The sequence below is a fragment of the Streptomyces sp. NPDC058880 genome (assembly GCF_042742535.1).
Taxonomy (GTDB): domain Bacteria; phylum Actinomycetota; class Actinomycetes; order Streptomycetales; family Streptomycetaceae; genus Streptomyces.
Genome location: NZ_JBHYMC010000024.1, coordinates 1 through 19,470, shown reverse-complemented (window position 1 = coordinate 19,470; position 19,470 = coordinate 1). Strand labels below are relative to the sequence as shown.

Annotated in this window: 17 protein-coding genes; 7 read left to right on the top strand and 10 right to left on the bottom strand. The window is 72.8% G+C overall.

Annotated features, from left to right (window positions below; all coding sequences use genetic code 11):
- Nucleotides 1-50: 50 nt before the first annotated feature.
- Nucleotides 51-1,301, bottom strand: a complete 1,251-nt coding sequence (locus ACFW2G_RS16290) for a maleylpyruvate isomerase N-terminal domain-containing protein (protein WP_384452919.1) — start codon at nucleotides 1,299-1,301, stop codon at nucleotides 51-53.
- On the bottom strand, nucleotides 1,298-1,876 hold the full coding sequence (locus ACFW2G_RS16285) for a sigma-70 family RNA polymerase sigma factor (protein ID WP_037924874.1): 579 nt from the start codon (nucleotides 1,874-1,876) through the stop codon (nucleotides 1,298-1,300). The genes ACFW2G_RS16290 and ACFW2G_RS16285 overlap by 4 nt, the downstream gene beginning before the upstream one ends.
- Before the next feature lie 301 nt (nucleotides 1,877-2,177).
- Between ACFW2G_RS16285 and ACFW2G_RS16280 the strand changes: the two genes are divergently transcribed.
- Nucleotides 2,178-2,696, top strand: a complete 519-nt coding sequence (locus ACFW2G_RS16280) for an EF-hand domain-containing protein (protein ID WP_037924872.1) — start codon at nucleotides 2,178-2,180, stop codon at nucleotides 2,694-2,696.
- A 319-nt stretch (nucleotides 2,697-3,015) separates the two neighbouring features.
- On the opposite strand, the gene purU is transcribed toward ACFW2G_RS16280, so the two are convergent.
- Both purU and ACFW2G_RS16270 read right to left on the bottom strand, forming a co-directional pair.
- On the bottom strand, nucleotides 3,016-3,900 hold the full coding sequence (gene purU / locus ACFW2G_RS16275; protein ID WP_037924870.1) for a formyltetrahydrofolate deformylase: 885 nt from the start codon (nucleotides 3,898-3,900) through the stop codon (nucleotides 3,016-3,018).
- Between the two features lie 14 nt (nucleotides 3,901-3,914).
- Nucleotides 3,915-4,466, bottom strand: coding sequence for a hypothetical protein (locus ACFW2G_RS16270; protein WP_384680950.1), 552 nt, complete (start codon nucleotides 4,464-4,466; stop codon nucleotides 3,915-3,917).
- 91 nt (nucleotides 4,467-4,557) lie between these two features.
- On the opposite strand from ACFW2G_RS16270, the gene ACFW2G_RS16265 reads away from it, so the two are divergent.
- Nucleotides 4,558-5,871, top strand: coding sequence for an ABC transporter substrate-binding protein (locus ACFW2G_RS16265; RefSeq protein WP_384584148.1), 1,314 nt, complete (start codon nucleotides 4,558-4,560; stop codon nucleotides 5,869-5,871).
- Nucleotides 5,872-5,952: 81 nt separating this feature from the next.
- On the opposite strand, the gene ACFW2G_RS16260 is transcribed toward ACFW2G_RS16265, so the two are convergent.
- Complete coding sequence (locus ACFW2G_RS16260; RefSeq protein WP_384452927.1) at nucleotides 5,953-7,224, bottom strand: hypothetical protein; 1,272 nt, start codon at nucleotides 7,222-7,224, stop codon at nucleotides 5,953-5,955.
- Nucleotides 7,225-7,458: 234 nt separating this feature from the next.
- On the bottom strand, nucleotides 7,459-8,829 hold the full coding sequence (locus ACFW2G_RS16255) for a transcriptional regulator (RefSeq protein ID WP_037924863.1): 1,371 nt from the start codon (nucleotides 8,827-8,829) through the stop codon (nucleotides 7,459-7,461).
- Between the two features lie 235 nt (nucleotides 8,830-9,064).
- Between ACFW2G_RS16255 and ACFW2G_RS16250 the strand changes: the two genes are divergently transcribed.
- The 3 genes from ACFW2G_RS16250 to ACFW2G_RS16240 all read left to right on the top strand — a co-directional run bounded on the left by ACFW2G_RS16250 (nucleotide 9,065) and on the right by ACFW2G_RS16240 (nucleotide 12,419).
- Nucleotides 9,065-9,733: a bifunctional DNA primase/polymerase gene (locus ACFW2G_RS16250; RefSeq protein ID WP_236647731.1), complete on the top strand. Its 669-nt coding sequence runs from the start codon at nucleotides 9,065-9,067 to the stop codon at nucleotides 9,731-9,733.
- Nucleotides 9,734-9,894: 161 nt separating this feature from the next.
- Complete coding sequence (locus tag ACFW2G_RS16245; RefSeq protein WP_037924858.1) at nucleotides 9,895-10,746, top strand: ABC transporter ATP-binding protein; 852 nt, start codon at nucleotides 9,895-9,897, stop codon at nucleotides 10,744-10,746.
- Nucleotides 10,743-12,419, top strand: coding sequence for a transporter (locus tag ACFW2G_RS16240; RefSeq protein ID WP_384452935.1), 1,677 nt, complete (start codon nucleotides 10,743-10,745; stop codon nucleotides 12,417-12,419). The genes ACFW2G_RS16245 and ACFW2G_RS16240 overlap by 4 nt, the downstream gene beginning before the upstream one ends.
- 105 nt (nucleotides 12,420-12,524) lie before the next feature.
- On the opposite strand, the gene ACFW2G_RS16235 is transcribed toward ACFW2G_RS16240, so the two are convergent.
- Nucleotides 12,525-13,400, bottom strand: a complete 876-nt coding sequence (locus tag ACFW2G_RS16235; protein WP_037924853.1) for an alpha/beta fold hydrolase — start codon at nucleotides 13,398-13,400, stop codon at nucleotides 12,525-12,527.
- Between the two features lie 289 nt (nucleotides 13,401-13,689).
- Complete coding sequence (locus tag ACFW2G_RS16230) at nucleotides 13,690-14,382, bottom strand: metal-dependent transcriptional regulator (RefSeq protein ID WP_030665907.1); 693 nt, start codon at nucleotides 14,380-14,382, stop codon at nucleotides 13,690-13,692.
- 210 nt (nucleotides 14,383-14,592) lie between these two features.
- Here ACFW2G_RS16230 and ACFW2G_RS16225 point away from each other — a divergent pair, with 210 nt between their 5' ends.
- Entirely contained in the window at nucleotides 14,593-15,348 is a 756-nt protein-coding gene (locus tag ACFW2G_RS16225) for an SIS domain-containing protein (RefSeq protein ID WP_384584151.1), read from the top strand.
- A gap of 84 nt (nucleotides 15,349-15,432) precedes the next feature.
- Here the strand turns inward: ACFW2G_RS16225 and ACFW2G_RS16220 are convergent, their stop codons facing one another.
- A complete protein-coding gene (locus tag ACFW2G_RS16220; protein ID WP_384452940.1) occupies nucleotides 15,433-16,746 on the bottom strand; it encodes a PAS domain-containing protein in 1,314 nt (437 codons plus the stop codon).
- A 573-nt stretch (nucleotides 16,747-17,319) separates the two neighbouring features.
- Entirely contained in the window at nucleotides 17,320-17,985 is a 666-nt protein-coding gene (gene pdxH, locus ACFW2G_RS16215) for a pyridoxamine 5'-phosphate oxidase (protein WP_384452943.1), read from the bottom strand.
- A 200-nt stretch (nucleotides 17,986-18,185) separates the two neighbouring features.
- Here pdxH and ACFW2G_RS16210 point away from each other — a divergent pair, with 200 nt between their 5' ends.
- Entirely contained in the window at nucleotides 18,186-19,292 is a 1,107-nt protein-coding gene (locus tag ACFW2G_RS16210; RefSeq protein WP_030964724.1) for a citrate synthase 2, read from the top strand.
- The last annotated feature ends 178 nt before the right edge of the window (nucleotides 19,293-19,470 follow it).

The following is a 19,470-nucleotide window of genomic DNA, read 5'->3' as shown; positions in this document are numbered from 1 at the left end:
ACGGCGGGTGCTGGTGGGGCGGAGGCGCTGGGTGCGGGGGTACGCACTCCCTACAGGCGGCTCAGGGAGGCCGCCGCGAAGAGCACGTCGCGGATCGCCTCGCGGTCGCCGTGCTGGCCCGCCGCCACGTCCTCCGGGGCGATGTGGCCCGCGGCCAGCTGGCAGAACTCGATGCCGTCCAGGGCGATCTCCGCCACCGTGCGTTCCGGCGACGGCATCGCTCCCGGTGAGTCCAGCGCGATGTCCCAGCCGCCGCCACCCGCACCCTCGATCTCCAGGTGCAGGGTCCGCCCGGGACTTCCCGCCGCGACCAGGCCCCGCGCCGGGGCGGCCAGGCCCGCGCGCCGCCGCTGCGCCAGCGCGCCCGGCAGCAGCCGCGCCGCAAGGTCGATCATCCCGTGCAGGTGGGGCCCGGAGGGCGGCTCGTACGGGTAGTCCACCGCGTCCGCGATGTCCCATGCGTGCACCCAGCACTCGAAGGCCCGCTCCAGGAAGGCGTCACCGAGCGGAAGGGCGAAACCGCCGTAGTCCACGGCGAGTTCGGCAACACCACGACCTGCGAAGGACACCGTGCGGACCAGGGTGTGGCTCTGTTCTCGCCACGGCTCGCGCACCTGCCGGGTCGTCGGGTACGGCGACGCGCCCCAGAAGTACTCCGTCCGTGCGGTCGGACCTCCCGGCGGCGCCTCCGCGCCCAGCGGGTCGTCCAGACCGAGAGCCATGGCGATCAGCCCGTCGACCGTCATGAGGTGTCCGATCACACCCGCGACCGTGGTCCGCTGCGACCGGCTGCGTTCCTCCTCGAACCACTTCAGGCGCACCGGGGTGTGCCACTCGGAGTCGCCGAAGTCCTGGAGCAGTGCGTCCAGCCGCGCGGCCTCGGTGTCGTACGGACTCGCCCAGGACGGCACCGGAATGCGGGCCGGCCGCTTGCCGAGGCAGTCTTCCAGGACCCGCGAGCGCAGCAGGGGTTTGAGGTCGAGGCTCTCCTCCGGGTGCAGCAGCCCGACCGCGTCGCGCAGTCGCAGCGCCTCCTCGGCGCAGGGAGCGCACTCGGTGAGGTGGTCCTCGACCGCCCGGGTCTCCTCGGCCGAGCACGCGGCGAGAGCCCACGCGCCGAGCAGGGACTTCAGCACGGCGTGCGAGGGCGGCGGTGCCGGCTCCGTCGGCGGCGACAGCGGCAGGGGGCGGGGCGCGTGTGCCGGGTCGAGGTCGTCGGCGGCTCCGCGCGGGCCCGGTATGCGCGCCTGGCCGCCGGGACGTTCGTATCCGTCGTCGGGCGACTGGGCGGGGCCGTTCATCGGGGTGTTCCGTATTCGCGCGGGCCGTAACCGGGCGGGGCGGTGTCCTCCTGCGGGAGGGCGTTGGCGGTCGACAGCAGCTGGAGCCCGAGACGGAGCCTGCGGCGCGCTTCGTCCTCGCTGATCTGGAGGTCGGCGGCGGCCTGCCGGTAGTCGCGCCGCTTGAAGTACGCGAGTTCCAGGGCGGCCCGCAGCGGCGCGGGCATGGAGGTGACGATGTAGTCGGCGCGGGCGGCGGCGTTGGCGCTGCGCACCTTCTGTTCCAGCTCCTCGCGGGAGCCCCGGCCCAGTTCGGCCTGGCGCAGCCGGGCCACTGCCTGCCCCTGGGTGATCCGGGCGACCCAGGAGCGCATGGAGCCCTGCTTGGGGTCGTAGGCGTCCGGGTTCTCCCAGATATAGCCGAAGACTTCGCGGGTGATCCGGTCCGCCGCCTTCTCGTCGCCCAGCACGCGGTGCGCCAGGCTGTGCACGAGCGAGGCGAACCGGTCGTAGAGCTCGCCGAGCGCGGCGGCCTCGCCACGGGCGAGGCGCTGCTGCATGCGGCGGTCCCACCGCGGTGGTACGTCCTTCGGCATAAGTGCCCCCAGCCGTGTGTCGACGCATCGAATGTAGTGGGCACATGGCCGATCGCGCCTGTTTTGGCCGAAGCTCCCCTCGGAAGTGCGCCCTGCGTGATAGGGGCGTCGCAGGGCGTGAACGTTGGTGCGGTCGAGGGCACATGGGTACACGCGTACGCGCCCCGCCGCGCTCCCCGTGCGCGGGTTCGATGCGGCCGCCTGCTTGACCGCTTCGCTTAACGTGCAGGCCACCGAGGCCTTACGCTCCTGCCTTGTCTTGATCTCAACCCCACGCACACGTGAAGGTGGAACGCCGCATATGGACAGCGCAGAATACGAGCGCAAGATCGCCGCCCGATTCGCCACCTTCGACCAGGACGGGTCCGGCTTCATCGACCGGGAGGACTTCAGCACGGCCGCGAAGGCCGTCCTGGCCGAATTCGGTACCACCGCAAGGTCGGAGAAGGGCCAGGCCGTCTTCGGCGGAGCCGAGGCGTTCTGGCAGGGCATGGCCGGGATCGCGGACGTCGACGGGGACCAGCGGGTGTCCCGCGAGGAGTTCATCACCGGTGCGGCCAAGCGGCTGCGCGACAACCCGCAGCGGTTCGCGGAGATCGCCCGCCCGTTCCTGCGGGCCGTGATCGCGGTGGCGGACGAGGACGGCGCCGGCGCGACGCCGAAGGCAGCGGCCCGGGTGCTGCGCGTCCTCGGCACCCCGCCCGAAATCGCCGAGCAGGTGGCACTCGCCCTGGACACCGACGGCGACGGTCGCATCTCGGAGGACGAGATCCTGGCCGCCTTCGCGGGGTACTGCGGTGTGGAGGCCCCCGACGCGTAACGCCTGCGGCGAGCCCGCGCGGACCGGCGGAGCGTACCGAGCGGACGGAGTACCCGACGCCACGCCGCCCGCCGGGCGGTGACGGACCGGCGGGCCGACCGGGTGGTGCCGTACCTCGGTCCGCGGACCGGGATCCGGGGCACGGTCCCCCGCCCCGGCGCGCGGTCCTGCCCTCGCCCCGCGCACGGCGCACTGCGAGCCCAGGCGCACCGCGGGCCGGTGCCGGCCGCCGCCGGTCACGGGCCGGCCGTCCCGGTCTGCCGGCCCTGGCCGCCGGCGCCTGCGGCGCGCGGGTCACCACCCGCGCGCGGCCCGTACGTCAGGCGAAGACGACGGTGCGGGAGCCGTTCAGCAGCACACGGTGCTCGCTGTGCCACTTCACCGCGCGCGCGAGCGCCTGGCACTCCACGTCGCGGCCGACGGCCACCAGCTGGTCCGGGGTGACCTCGTGGCCCACCCGCTCGACCTCCTGCTCGATGATCGGCCCCTCGTCGAGGTCCGCCGTCACGTAGTGGGCGGTCGCACCGATCAGCTTCACACCGCGCGCGTGCGCCTGGTGGTACGGCTTGGCGCCCTTGAAGCTCGGCAGGAAGGAGTGGTGGATGTTGATGATCCGCCCGCTCAGCTCCTTGCAGAGGGTGTCCGACAGCACCTGCATGTACCGCGCCAGCACGACCAACTCGACGTTCTCCGCGCGTACGAGTTCCAGCAGCTGGGCCTCCGCCTGGGCCTTGGTGTCCTTCGTCACCGGGATGTGCACGAACGGCACCTCGTAGGAGGCGACCAGTTCGGCGAAGTCGGTGTGGTTGGAGACCACGGCCGCGATCTCGACCGGCAGCGCCCCGATCCGCGAGCGGAAGAGCAGGTCGTTGAGGCAGTGCCCGAACTTGGACACCATCAGGATGATCCGCATGCGCTCCTCGGAGCGGTGGATCTGCCAGTCCATCTTGAAGGAGTCGCCGATGGCGGCGAAGCTCGCCCGCAGCTTCTCCACCGTCACCGCAGGCTCGGCCTCGAAGTGCACCCGCATGAAGAAGAGCCCGGTCTCCCGGTCTCCGAACTGCTGGCTGTCCACGATGTTGCAGCCGGTCATGAACAAGTAGCTCGACACGGCGTGCACGATGCCCTGCTTGTCGGGGCATGACACGGTCAGGACGTACTGGGGCTGCTGCTGGGCCTGGGCCTCGTTGTGCGGGTCGCTCATGACCGCACAGCCTTTCACACCGCGCGGGTGAGCATCCTCAACGCTTCCAGCGAGGTGGGCCGTACGTCCGGGTCGTCCCCGTCGGCCTGCGCCAGCCGTACGTGCGCCTCGCGTGCGGCGCGGACGGCCTCGGGCCACGCGTGGTGCTCCAGGTAGACCGAGACGGGTGCGTCGGGGCCGACCTGGTGGAGGATCCGGAGCACGCGCAGCACGGCGAGGTCCACGAGGGCCGCCTCCTGCGAATCGCGGAAGATCGTGCCGACGTACTTCTCGGCCGACCAGCTGTCGAGCCAGGTGTCCTCGACGAGCCGGTAGACGGCGTCGGTGACGTCGCCGTACCCTTCGCCGCCGGCCAGCCAGGTGTCCTCGTGGAAGGCCGGATCGGAAAGCATGTGCAGCGCCGAGCGCACGTTGCTGCGCCAGCGCCACCACGGCATGTCGTTCAGGGGCATGCCGCCCATGGTGGAGGAGCGGCCGCCGCGTTTGGAAGAGTTCTTCGAACCTTGGGCGAATGTCACGCTTTCGATCGTACGTTCCCGTTCGGCGCGATCTTGAAGGGCCCGCATGCGACGGCGCCCCCGCAATTCACCTCGACGTCACCGAATGTTGTGTCCGTCTCACTCGACAGTTACCGGTGGGGCGGAATGGTGCTTGGACATGACCATCTCGCGACGCGCAGTGTCCCTCTCCCGCACCTTCGCGGCCACGGCGATGGGTGCATGCCTCGTGGCCGGGTGCGGGACTCTCCCCGGGGGCTCGGGGGGGTCCGGCGGCACCATCACCGTCATGACGTTCGCCCCGGAAGGGACCGGCGCCACGAACATGCCCGGCATGACCGGAATGGCCAAAGCCTACGAGCGCTGGGTGAACACCCAGGGTGGAATCAACGGCCACAAACTACGCGTACTGACCTGCAACGAGAAGAACACGCCCAGCGGCGCCGCCGACTGCGCCCGCGAAGCGGTCGCGGAGAAGGCCGTCGCCGTCGTGGGCTCCTACAGCCAGCACGGACGCGCCTTCATGGCCCCCCTGGAGGTGGAGGGAATTCCCTTCATCGGCGGCTACGGGGTCTCCTCCGAGGAGTTCCAGTCCCCGCTCTCCTACCCGGTCAACGGCGGCCAGTCGGTCCTGATCGCGGGCGCCGGCCACCAGCTCGGCCGCGTCTGCGACCAGGTCGCGCTGGTCCGCCCCGACACCATCGCGGGCGACACGCTGCCGGTCCTGCTCAACGCCGGACTACGGGCCAACAAGATGGCCGACGCCGCCGACATCCGGGCCGCCGAGGACTCCGCCGACTTCAATCCGCAGGCGAGCGCGGCACTCGCGCACCTCACCGGTGCCGGCACCGGCACCGGCAAGGAGAAGGAAAAGGAGAAGGAGAAGGAGAGGGGCTGCGTGACCGCGGTCCTCGGCGAGCGCACCGAGACGTTCTTCGACGCGTTCCGCCGCACCGAACCGCAGCGCAGGAAGCCGCAGATCTCCTCCGTACTGGGCAGTGTCAGCCAGTCCCTGGTGGACCGCACGGGCGGCCGGGAGAGCCCCTTCGAGGGCGCCTACCTCACGGGCTGGTACCCGGTGGCCTCCGATCCCGCCTGGGAGCCGATGCGCAAGGTCGTCAACGACTTCGCCTTCGGCGATGACACCGTCGACCCCGACGACACCGGCGCGCAGACCACCTGGATCGCGTACACGGTGCTGAGCGAGATCGTGAAGCGCCTCGACCCGGACGAGGTCGTCGACGCCCACAGGGTCAAGCGCTCGCTGAACGAGTCCCAGCCCGTGCAGACCGGCGGCCTCACCCCGGACCTGAGCTGGCGCTACCAGGACATGCGCGCCGTCGCCGGCTTCCCCCGCATCGTCAACGGACGGGTCACCTTCCAGATCGTGCAGTCCGGGCGTCTCGTGGCGCAGCCGGGCGAGCCGAGCCTGGACATGACCCCGACGCTGGTGGGATCCCCGCACACGGCGTGAGTGCGGCCCGTACCGGCGTCGGGGGAAGGCCCGGGGAGGCCGGGTCGCTCCGGAGTCGCCCCGGGGAGATCCCGGGGAGGCTCAGAGCTGGGACTTGTCTCGCTTGGTGAGTCCGTACTTGGCCGCGATCGTGTTCCACATGCCCGCGGCCGACTCCTTGGCCCTGGTCGCCTCACCGCTCGACTTGTTGCCTTCGGAGGCGTTCTTGGTGGCCTTGGCCTTGCCACCCTTGCACTTGTCGTCGTGCACCTCGTCCGCCCACTCCGCGTAGCTGTTGTCGGCGTCCGCCGAGGCCTGCCAGGCCTTGGTGAGGGCAGCGGACAGCCTGGCGTGGTCGGGCAGCTTGTCGACCTTCAACTCCTCCAGCCGGGTGATGAGTTCCTCGCGCTGACGGGCCGCGTCGCGCAGGTCCGAGGCCGCCTGGTCGAGGTTGGCGCAGCCCTTGATGTCCTCCACGGCCTTGATCACCGCGGCCCGGCTGTCGTTGCTGTCCGCGAGCAGCTTGTCCAATTGGACGGCTTGCGAGCGGGCCGGATCGACCGGGGCCTCGCCGGCAGGGGCCGAACCGCCGCTCGCGGTCGGCGCGACGGGCACGGCGCCCGGGTCGCTGTTGCGGGGCTTGCCGTCGCCGAGCAGCGAGCCCACGCCGAGACCGACGACGGCGAGACCGATCACGACGGCGCCGATGATCGCGGGCGAGACCTTGCGGGAGGAGTCCGCCGGCGGGGGCGGGGCGTACTGCTGGTTCGGGTGGGGCTGGTGCGCCTGCGGCGGTACGGGGGCCTGCGCGCGCGGCGGGTAGGGCCGCTGCGGCGGACGGCCCCGCAGCACGGGCTCCTGCACGGGCGGCAGCTGCTGGGTGTGCCCGGCGGAGTCGTCACCGCGGAACAGGCCGTCGAACCCTTCGACGGCGGAGGCGGCGGGAGCACCGGGGCCCGGATCGGAGGGGACCGGCGGGATGTACTGCGTCGCCGCCTCCGCCGGAGCGGGGCCCGCGGGGCCCGCCGACACCGGGGGGATGAATTGGGTCGCCGCCTCGTCGTGCCCGGGATACTGCGGGACGGGCGGTATGTACTGCGTCGCGGCCTCCGCGGGAGCGGCCGGGACGGGCGGTATGTACTGGGTGGCGGCCTCGGGCAGCGGCGGATAGCCGTAGCCGTGCGGTGCACCAGGACCCTCGTAGCCGGGCCCGACCACGTGCCCGGGCGCCGCCTCTTGACCGGGGTAGGCCTGCGGGTAACCGTAGGCGGCCCCGGGCTGCGGCTGCTCGGGGTACGCCGGATACCCAGACGCCGGGTCCGGGCCCCACGGAGCACCCGGCTGTGGGGCGCCCCCTTGTCCGCTCTGCGTCACCGGGACTCCTTCTCCGACTCGCCCGACCGTACGGAACCCCGGCCACGCTACCCGGTCACGCACCGCCACCGTGAGACCACCCGCACCCCGGGAACCAGCCCCGCCGGGCATCGAGGCCCGGGGGCCCGCACGCGGCGCCCGCGCAGCGGCGCCGCGGACGGATACCCGGTCCGCGCTCCGGACCGGCCGGCCCGGCCGCCGCACCCGCCGCCGCACCCGCCGCCGGGCGAGCCGTCAGGCGACCCGCGCGGCGAATTCCCGTACCGCTTCCTCCTCCCGGTACGGCCCCAGCCTCGTCCTGAAGTCCTCCAGGTACTCCGCGCCCCGGTTCGAGCGCAGCCCCTCCAGCAGTTCCGACGCCTGGGTGGCCGTCCGGCAGGCCTGTTCCACCTCTCGCTGCTGCACCTGCGCGGCCGCCAGCAGCAGCAACCCGATGGCCCGGCGGCGCGCCTTGCCCGCCGGGAGGTGGCGCAAGGCCTCCTCGGCCTGCCGGGCCGCCGCGTCCGCCTGTCCCAGATCGCGGTGGCAGTGGGCCAACTCGTCGGCGAGGTAGGCCTCGTCGAAGTGCCGGATCCACACCGGGTCGTCGCCCGACTCCGGCTCCGCCCGCTCCAGCGCGCTCAGCGCACGCGCCGACAGCACCCCCGTCGCCCGGGCGTCGCCCAGCAGCGCGTGCCCGCGCGCCTCGGCGGCGTAGTACATGGCCTCGACCCGCGGGGTGACCTGCCCGCGGGTCCCCTCCTGCGCGGCCCGCGCCAACTGCGCGATCTCCCGCGGGTTGCCGAGCTCCGCCGCGAGGTGACTCATGGACGCCGCCAGTACGTAACCCCCGTACGCGCGGTCCCCGGCCGCCTGGGCCAGCCGTAGCGCCTGGATGTAGTAGCGCTGCGCGAGGCCCGGCTGGCCCGTGTCCACCGCCATGTAGCCGGCCAGCTCCGTCAGCCGGGCGACCGCCGCGAACAGGGCCCGTCCGACGGGTTCCCGGTAGGAGCCGCCGATCAGCCCCGACACCACCGAGTTGAGGTAGTGCACGACCACCGGCCGGACGTGGCCGCTGCCGAAGCGGTGGTCGAGGTCCTTGAGGGCCTCGGTGGTCGCCCGTACCGCCTCCACATCCGACATGCCGACCCGTGCGCCGCCGCTGCGCGCCACCTGGGTGTCGGCGCCGGTGATCAGCCAGTCGCGGCTCGGCTCGACGAGCGCCGAGGCGGCCACGTTGGAGCCCGCGAGGAAGTCGCGTCGTCCGACGTCGCTGCGCCACAGCTCGCAGACCTGCTCGATCGCGCCGATGACGGTCGGGGAGAACTGCAGGCCGACGCCGGAGGCGAGGTTCTTGCCGTTGGCCATGCCGATCTCGTCGATGGTGACGGTCCGGCCGAGTTTGCGCCCGAGCGCCTCGGCGATGATGCCGGGAGCCCGGCCGCGCGGCTGCTGGCCGCGTAGCCACCGGGCCACGGAGGTCTTGTCGTAGCGCAGATCGAGGCCGTGTTCGGCCCCGCACATGTTGACGCGCCGGGCGAGCCCGGCGTTCGAGCACCCGGCTTCCTGGATGAGCGCCTGAAGCCGTTCGTTCGGCTGGCGGGCGACGAGAGGCCTGGCTGCCATGAAAACCCCCTGCTGGACGCGGGTGGATCCGTTGGAATGATCACTTCCCGCCTGATGTGCGGAGAATCTTCCGCTCTGCGTCGTGTCGCTACCCAGCGACAGCGCCCCGGCCTCCTACGCGCCCCCACGCGTGCATCAGTGCGCCCCGTTTGCAGGATCGATGCTCCGCGCGCGGGCGGGTTGACGCCCGTAACCACGGGTGACGCGGGCAGTTGTGATGGTCGTGGAAGAGACCATGGGAGTCACGGAGACCGCACCCATCCCCACGCAGCGCGGAGAGCAGCTGCTGGACCATGCCGTGCGGTACGCGGAAGAACGGCACTGGGATGTCTTCGCCGGCACCTGGCTGGAGCCCGGGGACGGCCGCGAGCTCTGTTCCTGCGGGGCCGCGGACTGCCCGGCGCCCGGCGCGCACGCGGCGGTGAAGGACTGGGCGGCGCACGCCACGGGCAGCGCGGTGCAGGTGCGCCGGGTGTGGGGGAAGAACCCGGGGGCGTCGATCCTGCTGCCGACGGGTCGGACCTTCGACGCGCTGGACGTGCCGGACTCGGCCGGCTTCCTGGCGCTGGCCCGGCTGGAGCGCATGCAGCGGACCCTCGGACCGGTCACGCTGACGCCCGACCACCGGATGCTGTTCTTCGTGCTGCCGGGGGCCGGCGTCAAGGTCGCCGACCTCGTGCGCAAGCTGGGCTGGTCGCCGTCCGCGATCGACCTGACGGCGCGCGGCGAGGGCGAGTACGTGGCCGCCCCGCCGACCCGCTTCGGCGGCCGGGGCGCGGTCCAGTGGGCGCGCCGGCCCACGCCCGCGAACCGGTGGCTGCCGGACACGGAGGAGCTGATCGACGCGCTGGCGTACGCGTGCGGCAGCGAGGCCGCGGCGGAGCGCAAGCGACGCCAGGGCTGAGACCCCGGCGCGGGGCCGGCGGCGTGGGGTCCCGGGCGCGGGGCCGACGGTGTGCGATCTGCCCCGGAAACTCATGACATACGTAACGGACAGGGCCTCTCCCCCTCCTCCTATCGTGAGGGAAGAACGACCAACGGGGACGTGTGACGAGAGGCAGGCGCATGCCGGACCAGGGCGATGCGACGGGTGGGACGTACGGGGCGGACGGCGCGCGAACCGCGCCGTCCGCCGTGCGCGTGGAAGGTCTGTGGAAGCGGTTCGGCGACCAGGTGGCCGTCGCCGGCATCGACCTGGAGCTTCCCGCGGGGAAGTTCATCGGCCTCGTGGGGCCGAACGGGGCGGGCAAGACGACCACGCTGTCCATGGTGACCGGGCTGCTGCGTCCCGACCTGGGGCGGGTCGTCGTCGCGGGGCACGACGTGTGGACGGACCCGGCCGGGGTGAAGGCGCGGATCGGCGTACTGCCCGAGGGGCTGCGGCTCTTCGAGCGGCTGTCGGGGCGCGAACTGCTCGGCTACATGGGCCGTCTGCGCGGGCTCCCGGGCGAGGAGACCGACAAGCGGGCCACTCAGCTGCTGGACATCCTCGACCTGGCCGGTTCGCAGCACAAGCTGGTCGTCGACTACTCGACCGGCATGCGCAAGAAGATCGGCCTGGCCGCGGCCCTGTTGCACAATCCCGAAGTGCTCTTCCTGGACGAGCCGTTCGAGGGTGTCGACCCGGTGTCGGCGCAGACCATCCGCGGAGTGCTGGAACGTTACACCGCGTCCGGTGCCACGGTCGTCTTCTCCTCCCACGTGATGGAGCTGGTGGAGTCGCTGTGCGACTGGGTGGCCGTGATGGCCGCCGGCCGCATCCGCGCCGCGGGCCCGCTGGCCGAGGTACGGGGCTCCGCACCCTCCCTCCAGGCCGCCTTCCTCGAACTGGTCGGCGCGCACGGGCGGGACACGGCCGGGGAGTCGCTGGACTGGCTCGGCGGCAACCCCGGGACCTCCGGGACGGTCACGCGATGAGCGCGCCCGCCGCCCCCGCCGGGACCGGTGGCGCCTCCGGCACCTCCCGGAGCTCCGACGCAACGGCGGTCCCCGCCGCTCCGCCCGCGCTGACCCCGATCTTCCTCCGCATCAAGCTGTCGCTGCTGCGCAACGGGCTGAAGGGCTCCTCGAAGCGCAAGGCCGCCTACTTCTCGACGCTGGCCTTCGCGCTGGTGGTCGGCTTCTTCATCACCCTCGGGCTGAGCCTGCTGCGCGGCAACGCGCACGCGGGCACCGTCGTGGTGATCGTGGCCGCGATCCTGGCGCTCGGCTGGGCGTTCATGCCGCTGTTCTTCCCCACCGGGGACGAGACCCTGGACCCGAGCCGGCTGGTGATGCTGCCGTTGCGCCCACGTCCTCTGGTACGGGCCCTGCTCGCGGCCTCGCTCGTCGGCATCGGGCCGCTGTTCACGCTGTGCCTGGCGATCGGCTCGGTGGCAGCCGTCGCCCGCGGCGCCGCCGGCGCGGTGGCCGCCGCGGTGGCTGTGCCGCTCCTGCTGCTGGGCTGCGTCACCCTGGCGCGGGCCGTGGCGACGGCCAACGTGCGCCTGCTGACCAGCCGCAAGGGGCGCGATCTGGCGCTCCTCAGCGGCCTGGTGATCGCGGTGGGCGCGCAGCTGGCCAACTTCGCCAGCCAGAGCCTCTTCCAGGCGGGGGGCCTGTCGACGCTGGAGCCCGTCGAGGCGGTGGTGCGGTGGCTGCCGCCGGCGACCGCCGTCGGCATGGTGGACTCCGTCAGCGAGGGCGCGTACGGCCGGGCGGCGGCCCAACTGGCGCTGAGCGTGGCCGCCGTGGCCGGCCTGACCTGGGCTTGGGAGCGCAGCCTGACCCGGCTGATGGTCACGCCGGACGGTTCGACGATCGCGGCCTCCGGACCGGTCAAGGACCGCGGTGGTGCCGGCGGCGGCTTCTGGTCGCTGTTGCCGGGCGGGCGGACGGGCGCCTCCATGCAGCGCACCCTGCGCTACGTCGCGCGTGACCCGAAGACCAAGTCGGCCTGGGTGACCGCGCTGGCCATCGGTCTGATCGTGCCGGTCTTCAACGCGCTGCAGGGCACCGGGTCGGTCTACCTCGGCAGCTTCGGCGCGGGCATGCTCGGCGTGCAGATGTACAACCAGTTCGGGCAGGACACCTCGGCATTCTGGATGGTCGCGCAGACCATCTCGAACGCCCGTGAGGCGTACGTGGAGCTGCGGGCCCGTGCGGCGGCGCTGGCGCTGGTCACCGTCCCGTACACGGTCCTGGTCACGGCGGTCACCGCCGCCCTGGTGGACGACTGGCAGGCCTTCCCCGCAGGGGTGGGCGTGGCCCTCGCGCTGCTGGGCTCGATGCTCTGCACGGGAGCGCTGGCCTCGGCCCGCTTCCCGTACTCCATCCCGACGGACGGCGCCTTCAAGAACGTCGCCCCCGGACAGGCCGGGCTCGCCTGGGGCGGCATCGCCGGCGGGATGCTGGGGTCGGCGCTGGTGTGCGCGCCGGTGATCGTCCTGGCGATCTGGCTGAACACCGCCGGCCTCCGGGACGTCTCCTGGGTGGTGCTTCCGGTCGGCGTCGCCTGGGGCTGGCTGGCTGCCTGGGCGGGCCTGCGGCTCGCGGCCCCCACGGTGTCGCGCAAGCTCCCCGAGATCCTCCTGGCGGTCAGCAAGGGCTGACGCCGCCCGGCGCCCCGCTCCCGCACCGGCCTACGGATCCGGCCGGGAGAGGGGCGACCCGGCGCGGGGGACGCCCGGTGGGGGGCTGGGTCGGGGCCGGGTGGGTCAGGGCGCGGGGGCCGGGATGTCGTCCAGGAAGGGTTCCAGGACCGCGCGCCAGGCCGCGGGCTGGTCGTAGTGGAGGTAGTGGCCGGCGTCGGGGATCTCCGCGTACCGGCCGGCCGGGAGGACGCGGACCATCTCCTGGGCCTCGGCGCGGCCCAGTTCGCCGTCGAGGCCACGGACCACGAGGGTCGGGCAGCGGACCTGGGCCAGCTCCTCCCAGTGGGCGTCGTGGACCCAGGTCTCGCGGGCCGTCAGCATCTGGCGGCGGGAGAAGAGCGGGCGCCAGCCGTCGGCGGCCTCGTGCATGACCTCGGCGAAGAAGGCGCCGCGGCCGGGGTCGGGGCGCTCCACGCGGGGGTCGTCCTCGCCGAACCAGCGGCGGGCGGCGTCCTGGGTGGGGAAGGGCAGGGGCCAGAGGTGGAACCACTCCTCCCAATCGCGCTGGGAGGCCGCGCCGAGTGCCGAGGCGCGCATGTCGCAGATGACGAGGGCGGCGACCAGGTCGGGGCGGCGGGCGGCGAGCTGCCAGGCGGTGAGCGCTCCCATGGAGTGGCCGATCAGGGTCACGGGGGCGAGGCCGAGCTGTTCCACGGCGGCTTCGGCGTCGGCCACGAAGGCCTCGCGGCCCAGGGCGGTGTGCGGGGCGGCGCCGTCGGGCGGGCGGTCGCTGTGACCGTGTCCGCGCTGGTCCAGGGCCACGACGCGGCGGCGTTCGCCGAGCCAGCGGGCGGTGGCGGCCCAGTGGGAGGCGCGCCCCATCAGCCCGTGCAGTAACAGCACTCCGGGGCGGGGAGCTGTCTCGGCGACCGGTTCTCGGAACTGCCAGGCGGCCAGCCGAACACCTTGGGCCCCTGTCACATCAACGCGCTGTACCACCGCAGATGCACCCCCTTCGCTCCCCGCCAGATTATCGAACCCTCATTCGAAAACGGGGTTCTCGCCCACAACACCGCTCTTTCGAGTGACCTTGCTCAAGGATTGACCGCCGCTGCCGATGGAGATCCTTTCAACAGGGAGGCGGGCCGCTCGGGGAAGACGGTCCGAGGGGACGACCTTGAGAGCTCGGGGCTCCAGGTCACACCGGGGAGGACCGGTCCCGGCGCCGCGAGGCGCCGGGACCGAACCCTGCCGAGGGCCGATCCGTAGAGGTGGGGACCCTACGGGATCAGCGCTTCGCCACGAACACGTGCGAGGCGATCTCCGCCTCCAGCTCCGCGGCCTCGCCACCACTGCCGACCAGCACACCGCCCGGCGACTCGGTCACGCTCACCACGGAACCGGGCTGTACGCCCGCCCGGCGCAGCGTGTACATCAGCTGGGCGTCCGTCTGGATCGGCTCCCCGATGCGCCGCACGACCACCGTCTTGCCCTCGGTGCCCGGGTCCAGCTCCGACAGGCTGATCATGCCGTCCTCCAGGAACGGCTCCGCCTCGGCCTTCTCCCCCAGCTCCTCCAGCCCGGGGATCGGGTTCCCGTACGGCGACTCGGTCGGGTGGCGGAGCAGCTCCAGCACCCGCCGCTCCACCGCCTCGCTCATCACGTGCTCCCACCGGCAGGCCTCGGCGTGGACCTGCTCCCACTCCAGCCCGATGACGTCGACGAGCAGGCACTCGGCGAGCCGGTGCTTGCGCATCACGCGCGTCGCGAGCCGCCGGCCTTCGTCGGTCAGCTCCAGGTGGCGGTCGGTGGCGACGGCCACCAGGCCGTCCCGCTCCATGCGCGCCACCGTCTGGCTCACCGTCGGCCCGCTCTGGTCCAGCCTTTCGGCGATCCGGGCGCGCATGGGTACCACGCCTTCCTCTTCCAGCTCGAGGATGGTGCGGAGATACATCTCCGTGGTATCGATCAGTCCGGACATTCGTGCCCCTCGGATTGCGTGCGCTGGCCCTGCCCCAATTCTGACGCATGAGGCCGACAATCGTCCCGTGCCAAGGGGTCAAGACCCGTCCCGGACATCGCCCCGCGCTTCGGACACGGCAGGGACGGCGGTATTGACAGGCCCTTGGTCCAGACCGCACGGTGAGCGGCGGACACGGACGCACCCCACCTCTGGAAGGGCCATCGGCGTATGAGCGAGAGCAAGCTGGCCGGTCAGTTCTTCGACGCCGCCATCGGCCTGCTGGAGCGGGTACGGGACGAGGAGGCCCCGCACATCGCCGAGGCCGGCAGCCTCGTCGCCGACGCCGTCGCAGCCGGCAACCGCCTCTTCGCCTTCGGCGCCGGACACTCCTCGCTGCCCGCACAGGACGTCGTCTACCGGGCCGGCGGCCTGGCCCTGATGAACTTCCTGGCCGTCCCCGGCACGGCCGGCGTCGACGTCATGCCCGCCACCCTGGGCAGCGCGCTGGAACGGGTCGACGGCCTCGCCGGCGCCGTCCTCGACAGCAGCCCCGCCTCCGAGGGCGACGTCCTCGTGATCATCTCCCTCTCCGGGCGCAACGCCCTGCCGGTCGAGATGGCCATGAACGCCCGCGCCATCGGCCTCAAGGTCATCGGCGTGACCTCCGTCGCGTACGCCACCGGAACCAGGTCGCGACACACCTCCGGCACCTTCCTCAAGGACCACTGCGACGTCGTCCTCGACAGCAAGATCGCGGTCGGCGACGCCGAACTGAGCCTCGACGGCATCGACGCCCCCTTCGCCCCCGCCTCCACCGTCATCACCAGCGCGATCATGCAGGCGGTCATGGCGACAGCAGCCGGGGAACTGGCCGCCCGCGGCCTGGAGCCTCCGCTGCTGCGCTCGGGCAACGTCGACGGCGGCCACGAGTGGAACGGCCGCGTCATGCAGGAGTACGGCGACCGGATCTTCTTCCGCCACTGACCGCCCCGGCCGACACCGGCGGCCCCTGACCGCCGGGCCCGCTCGAAACGGCCCCGACCGCGCCCGCCGCCGGGCCCGCCCGCGTCAGTGGCCCGGCGGGCGCGTCGCCAGATCCAGGTCCGCCGCGACCCGAGCCGCCACCTCCTCCGCGTACGCGGCGTCCGCGCGCTCGAACGCCACCCGCGAGGGCCCGCGCAGGAACGTCAGCGCCCCCAGGGTCCGACCCCGGCTGCGCAGCACCGTGCACAGCACGTGCGCCACGTCCTCGGGCCACTGCCGGGCCCGCGCCCACTCCGCGTCCGCCTCGCCGCGCGGGGCGCTGGTGCGCACCGAGCCGATCCGGTCCAGCGCCTGCAGCGCCGGGTGCCCGGCCGCGTACCGCACGGGGATCGAGCCGGGCCCCGGCAGTGCGGGCGGCGACGCGGCGCACCGCAGGAGCCTGCGCCGCTCGGAGTCGACCGCCGGGTCCAGGACGTCCAGCAGCGCGTGCTCGGCGAAGCCGGCGAGCGCGAAGTCCAGGCGCACGGCGGCCGCCTCCGCCGGATCCTCGCATTCGGCGGCGGCCCGCCCGGCGCGGTGGAGCTGGTGGGACCGGAACCGCGCCTGCGCGGCATCGAGCTGTTCCTGCCGGGCCTCGGTGACGTCCTGGATCAGCCAGCCGACGCCGAGCGGCACCGGTTCCTCCGCGAGCGGCGAGGCCAGCCGCAGGAACCCGCACCGCCAGCACCGGCGCCGCACGCCCTCCGCCGTACGCACCGAGACCCATATCTCGACCGGCGCGGGCGGCGCCCCCTCCGCGAGCACGTGCTGGAGCGCACCCTCCAGCTCCTCCACCCCCTGGGTCAGCAGTTCCCCGAGGGGCCGACCGAGCAGGGCGGTGCCGGTGGTCCCGAAGGCCCGCGCGGCGTGCGTGTTGACCACGGCGGGCCGCAGGTCGACGTCGACGAGGACGACGCCCCAGGAGGCGTCCTCCATCAGGGCCTCGCTCAGCGCGATGGACCGCTCCAGGTCGATCTGCGCGTGCACCTCGCTGAAGGCGCAGTACACCCCCGCGGGCGAGCCGTCGGCACCCGGCACCCCGGCGGACTGCGTCCGTACCAGGACCCGCCCGCCGTCCTTGGTGAGCAGCGCGAATTCGTGGACGTGGCGGCCGGGGACGTGCTGGGCGGACATCAGTCTGTCCTGCACGTCCTGCGCGTCGGCGGCCCGCACGGCCCACCCCTCGAATCCCTTGCGCCCGACGGCCTCCCCGGCCGACCAGCCCAGGATCCGCTCGGCCTCACGGTTCCAGTGGGTGATCACCCCGTCGGAATCGAAGGCGCACAGCGCGGCGTCCATCCCGTCCAGCAGCGCGGCGAGCAGGTCGTCGGCGGTCTCGTCACGTCCGGAAGCACTCACCTGGAACCCCCAGCAGGTGTTCGCGTATGCGGCACGTCAGATCATTGAACTCGAACGTGACCCACACCACACCGCTTTCGCCGGATTGGGGACACGAAATCCGGTCGGGCCGGGCGGGGCGGTCGCACGGTCCGGCGGCGAGCGCGGGAAATAAAACGGTTGTGGCCGCCGCCGGGGCTACCTAGGCTCTGAGGCACACGAGAAGGGAGGTGGTTCCCGAAATGTACGGAAACCGGACGCGTGAGGTGGCTGCGGGCTAGGGCCCGTCGTCAGCAGCGCACCCAGTGCGGTGCCCGGCGGATCGCCCGGCGCCAATCCCAAGCAGTCACCCGACCCGCGGGCTCGCCGGCACGTCCGGCCGGCTCCTCTCACTGCAGGAGAGGAACCCGAGCTCGCGGGTCGTCTGCGTCCACGCTCCCGCGGGACGGGCCCCGGGGCCCGGGGCCCGTTGCGAAGGTCCCGCCCACCCGCCCGCCCCTCGACGCCCTCCGCCGTGCGATCGCACGCCCCGGACGCCGCGGGGCCGCCCGCCCTCCGGGCGGACGACGCTCCCGGGGACAGAACGCCTGACGCCTAGGGGCAGAGCCGCTCCAGACGCCACTTCTCGTCACCCTCCAGCACGTAGTGGAGGCGGTCGTGCAGCCGGTTCTCGTGGCCCTGCCAGAATTCGATCTCCCGGGGCACCACCCGCAGACCGCCCCACTCCGGCGGCACCGGAACCTGCTCGCCCTCCGGGTAGCGCGCCGCGAGCTCGGCGTAGCGGCTGTCCAGCTCCGCGCGCGAGCCGATCACGCTCGACTGCTCGCTGGCCCAGGCGCCCAGCTGCGAGCCGTGCGGCCGGGACCGGAAGTACGCCGCCGTCTCGTCGCGGCCGATGCGGGCCGCCGTACCGGTGACGATCACCTGGCGGGCGATGGGGTGCCAGGGGAAGAGCAGCGCGACGTGCGGGTTCCGCGCGAGCTCCCGCCCCTTGCGGGACGCGTAGTTGGTGAAGAACACGAACCCCCGGCTGTCGAACTGCTTCAGCAGCACCGTGCGCGAGCTGGGCCGCCCGTCGGGGGTGGCCGTCGAGACGACCATGGCGTTCGGTTCGAAGAGGTGCGAGTCGGCCGCCTGCTGGAACCACCGGGCGAACTGTTCCATGGGGTCCTCGGCGAGGCTCTCCTCGTGGACGATCTCCGAGCGGTACTGCTTGCGCATCATTGCGGGGTCAATGTCCTGATCGGTCACGTCGGCCATCCTGCCGCAGGTGAACCCGCGGCGGTGTGCCGTATGTCACGCTTCCGCAGCCGGGGCGTAGCGGCCAAAATCTTGGGGCCGGTCCGAAGGTCCCCGCACGGATGACCATCGGCCCTGCCGGGCATCAACGGGGATGACCGCGCCGGACCGCGAGTCACGCCGGGAGCCGCGCGTGTTCGCACTATCTGAGGAGCCGCCTGATGTCCGACTTCGTACCCGGGCTCGAAGGGGTCGTCGCGTTCGAGACCGAGATCGCCGAACCGGACAAGGAAGGCGGATCGCTCCGCTACCGGGGCGTCGACATCGAAGACCTCGTCGGCCACGTCTCCTTCGGGAACGTCTGGGGCCTGCTGGTCGACGGGGCGTTCAACCCAGGTCTCCCGGCCGCCGAGCCCTTCCCCATCCCGGTCCACTCCGGTGACATCCGCGTCGACGTGCAGTCCGCGCTCGCGATGCTCGCCCCCGTGTGGGGTCTGAAACCGCTGCTGGACATCGACGTGCAGACCGCCCGCGACGACCTGGCGCGCGCGGCCGTGATGGCGCTGTCGTACGTCGCCCAGTCCGCCCGCGGCCAGGGCCTGCCCATGGTCCCCCAGCGCGAGATCGACAAGGCCGAGTCCGTCGTCGAGCGGTTCATGATCCGCTGGCGGGGCGAGCCGGACCCGAAGCACGTCAAGGCCGTCGACGCCTACTGGACCTCCGCCGCCGAGCACGGGATGAACGCCTCCACGTTCACCGCCCGCGTCATCGCCTCCACCGGTGCGGACGTGGCGGCCGCCCTCTCCGGCGCCGTCGGCGCCATGTCGGGCCCGCTGCACGGCGGCGCGCCGTCCCGCGTGCTCGGCATGATCGAGGAGATCGAGCGCACCGGTGACGCCGTGGCGTATGTGAAGAAGGCCCTCGACAAGGGCGAGCGCCTGATGGGCTTCGGGCACCGCGTCTACCGCGCCGAAGACCCGCGCGCCCGGGTGCTGCGGCGCACGGCCAAGGAGCTGGACGCGCCGCGCTACGAGGTGGCGGCCGCCCTGGAGAAGGCCGCCCTGGAGGAGCTGCACGCGCGCCGCCCCGACCGGGTGCTCGCCACCAACGTGGAGTTCTGGGCCGCGATCATGCTGGACTTCGCGGAGGTCCCGGCGCACATGTTCACCTCCATGTTCAGCTGCGCCCGTACCGCGGGCTGGTCGGCGCACATCCTGGAGCAGAAGCGCACCGGCCGCCTGGTGCGCCCGTCGGCCCGCTACACCGGTCCGGGCCGGCGCGACCCGCAGGAGATCGAGGGCTACGCGGACATCGCCGAGACCGCCTGACCGGCCCGGCCTCCCGCCACCACGGGGGCGCCGCGCCCCGGACCACTCCGGGCACGTCCCCTCGATCGCCGGCGCGGGCCTGTCCGGCCTCAACTACGCCTCCGGCGACATCGACGGGATCTTCGGCGGGAGCCCGCAGACCTACGTCCGCGACCTCCAGTGGAAGGCCTTCACTCCG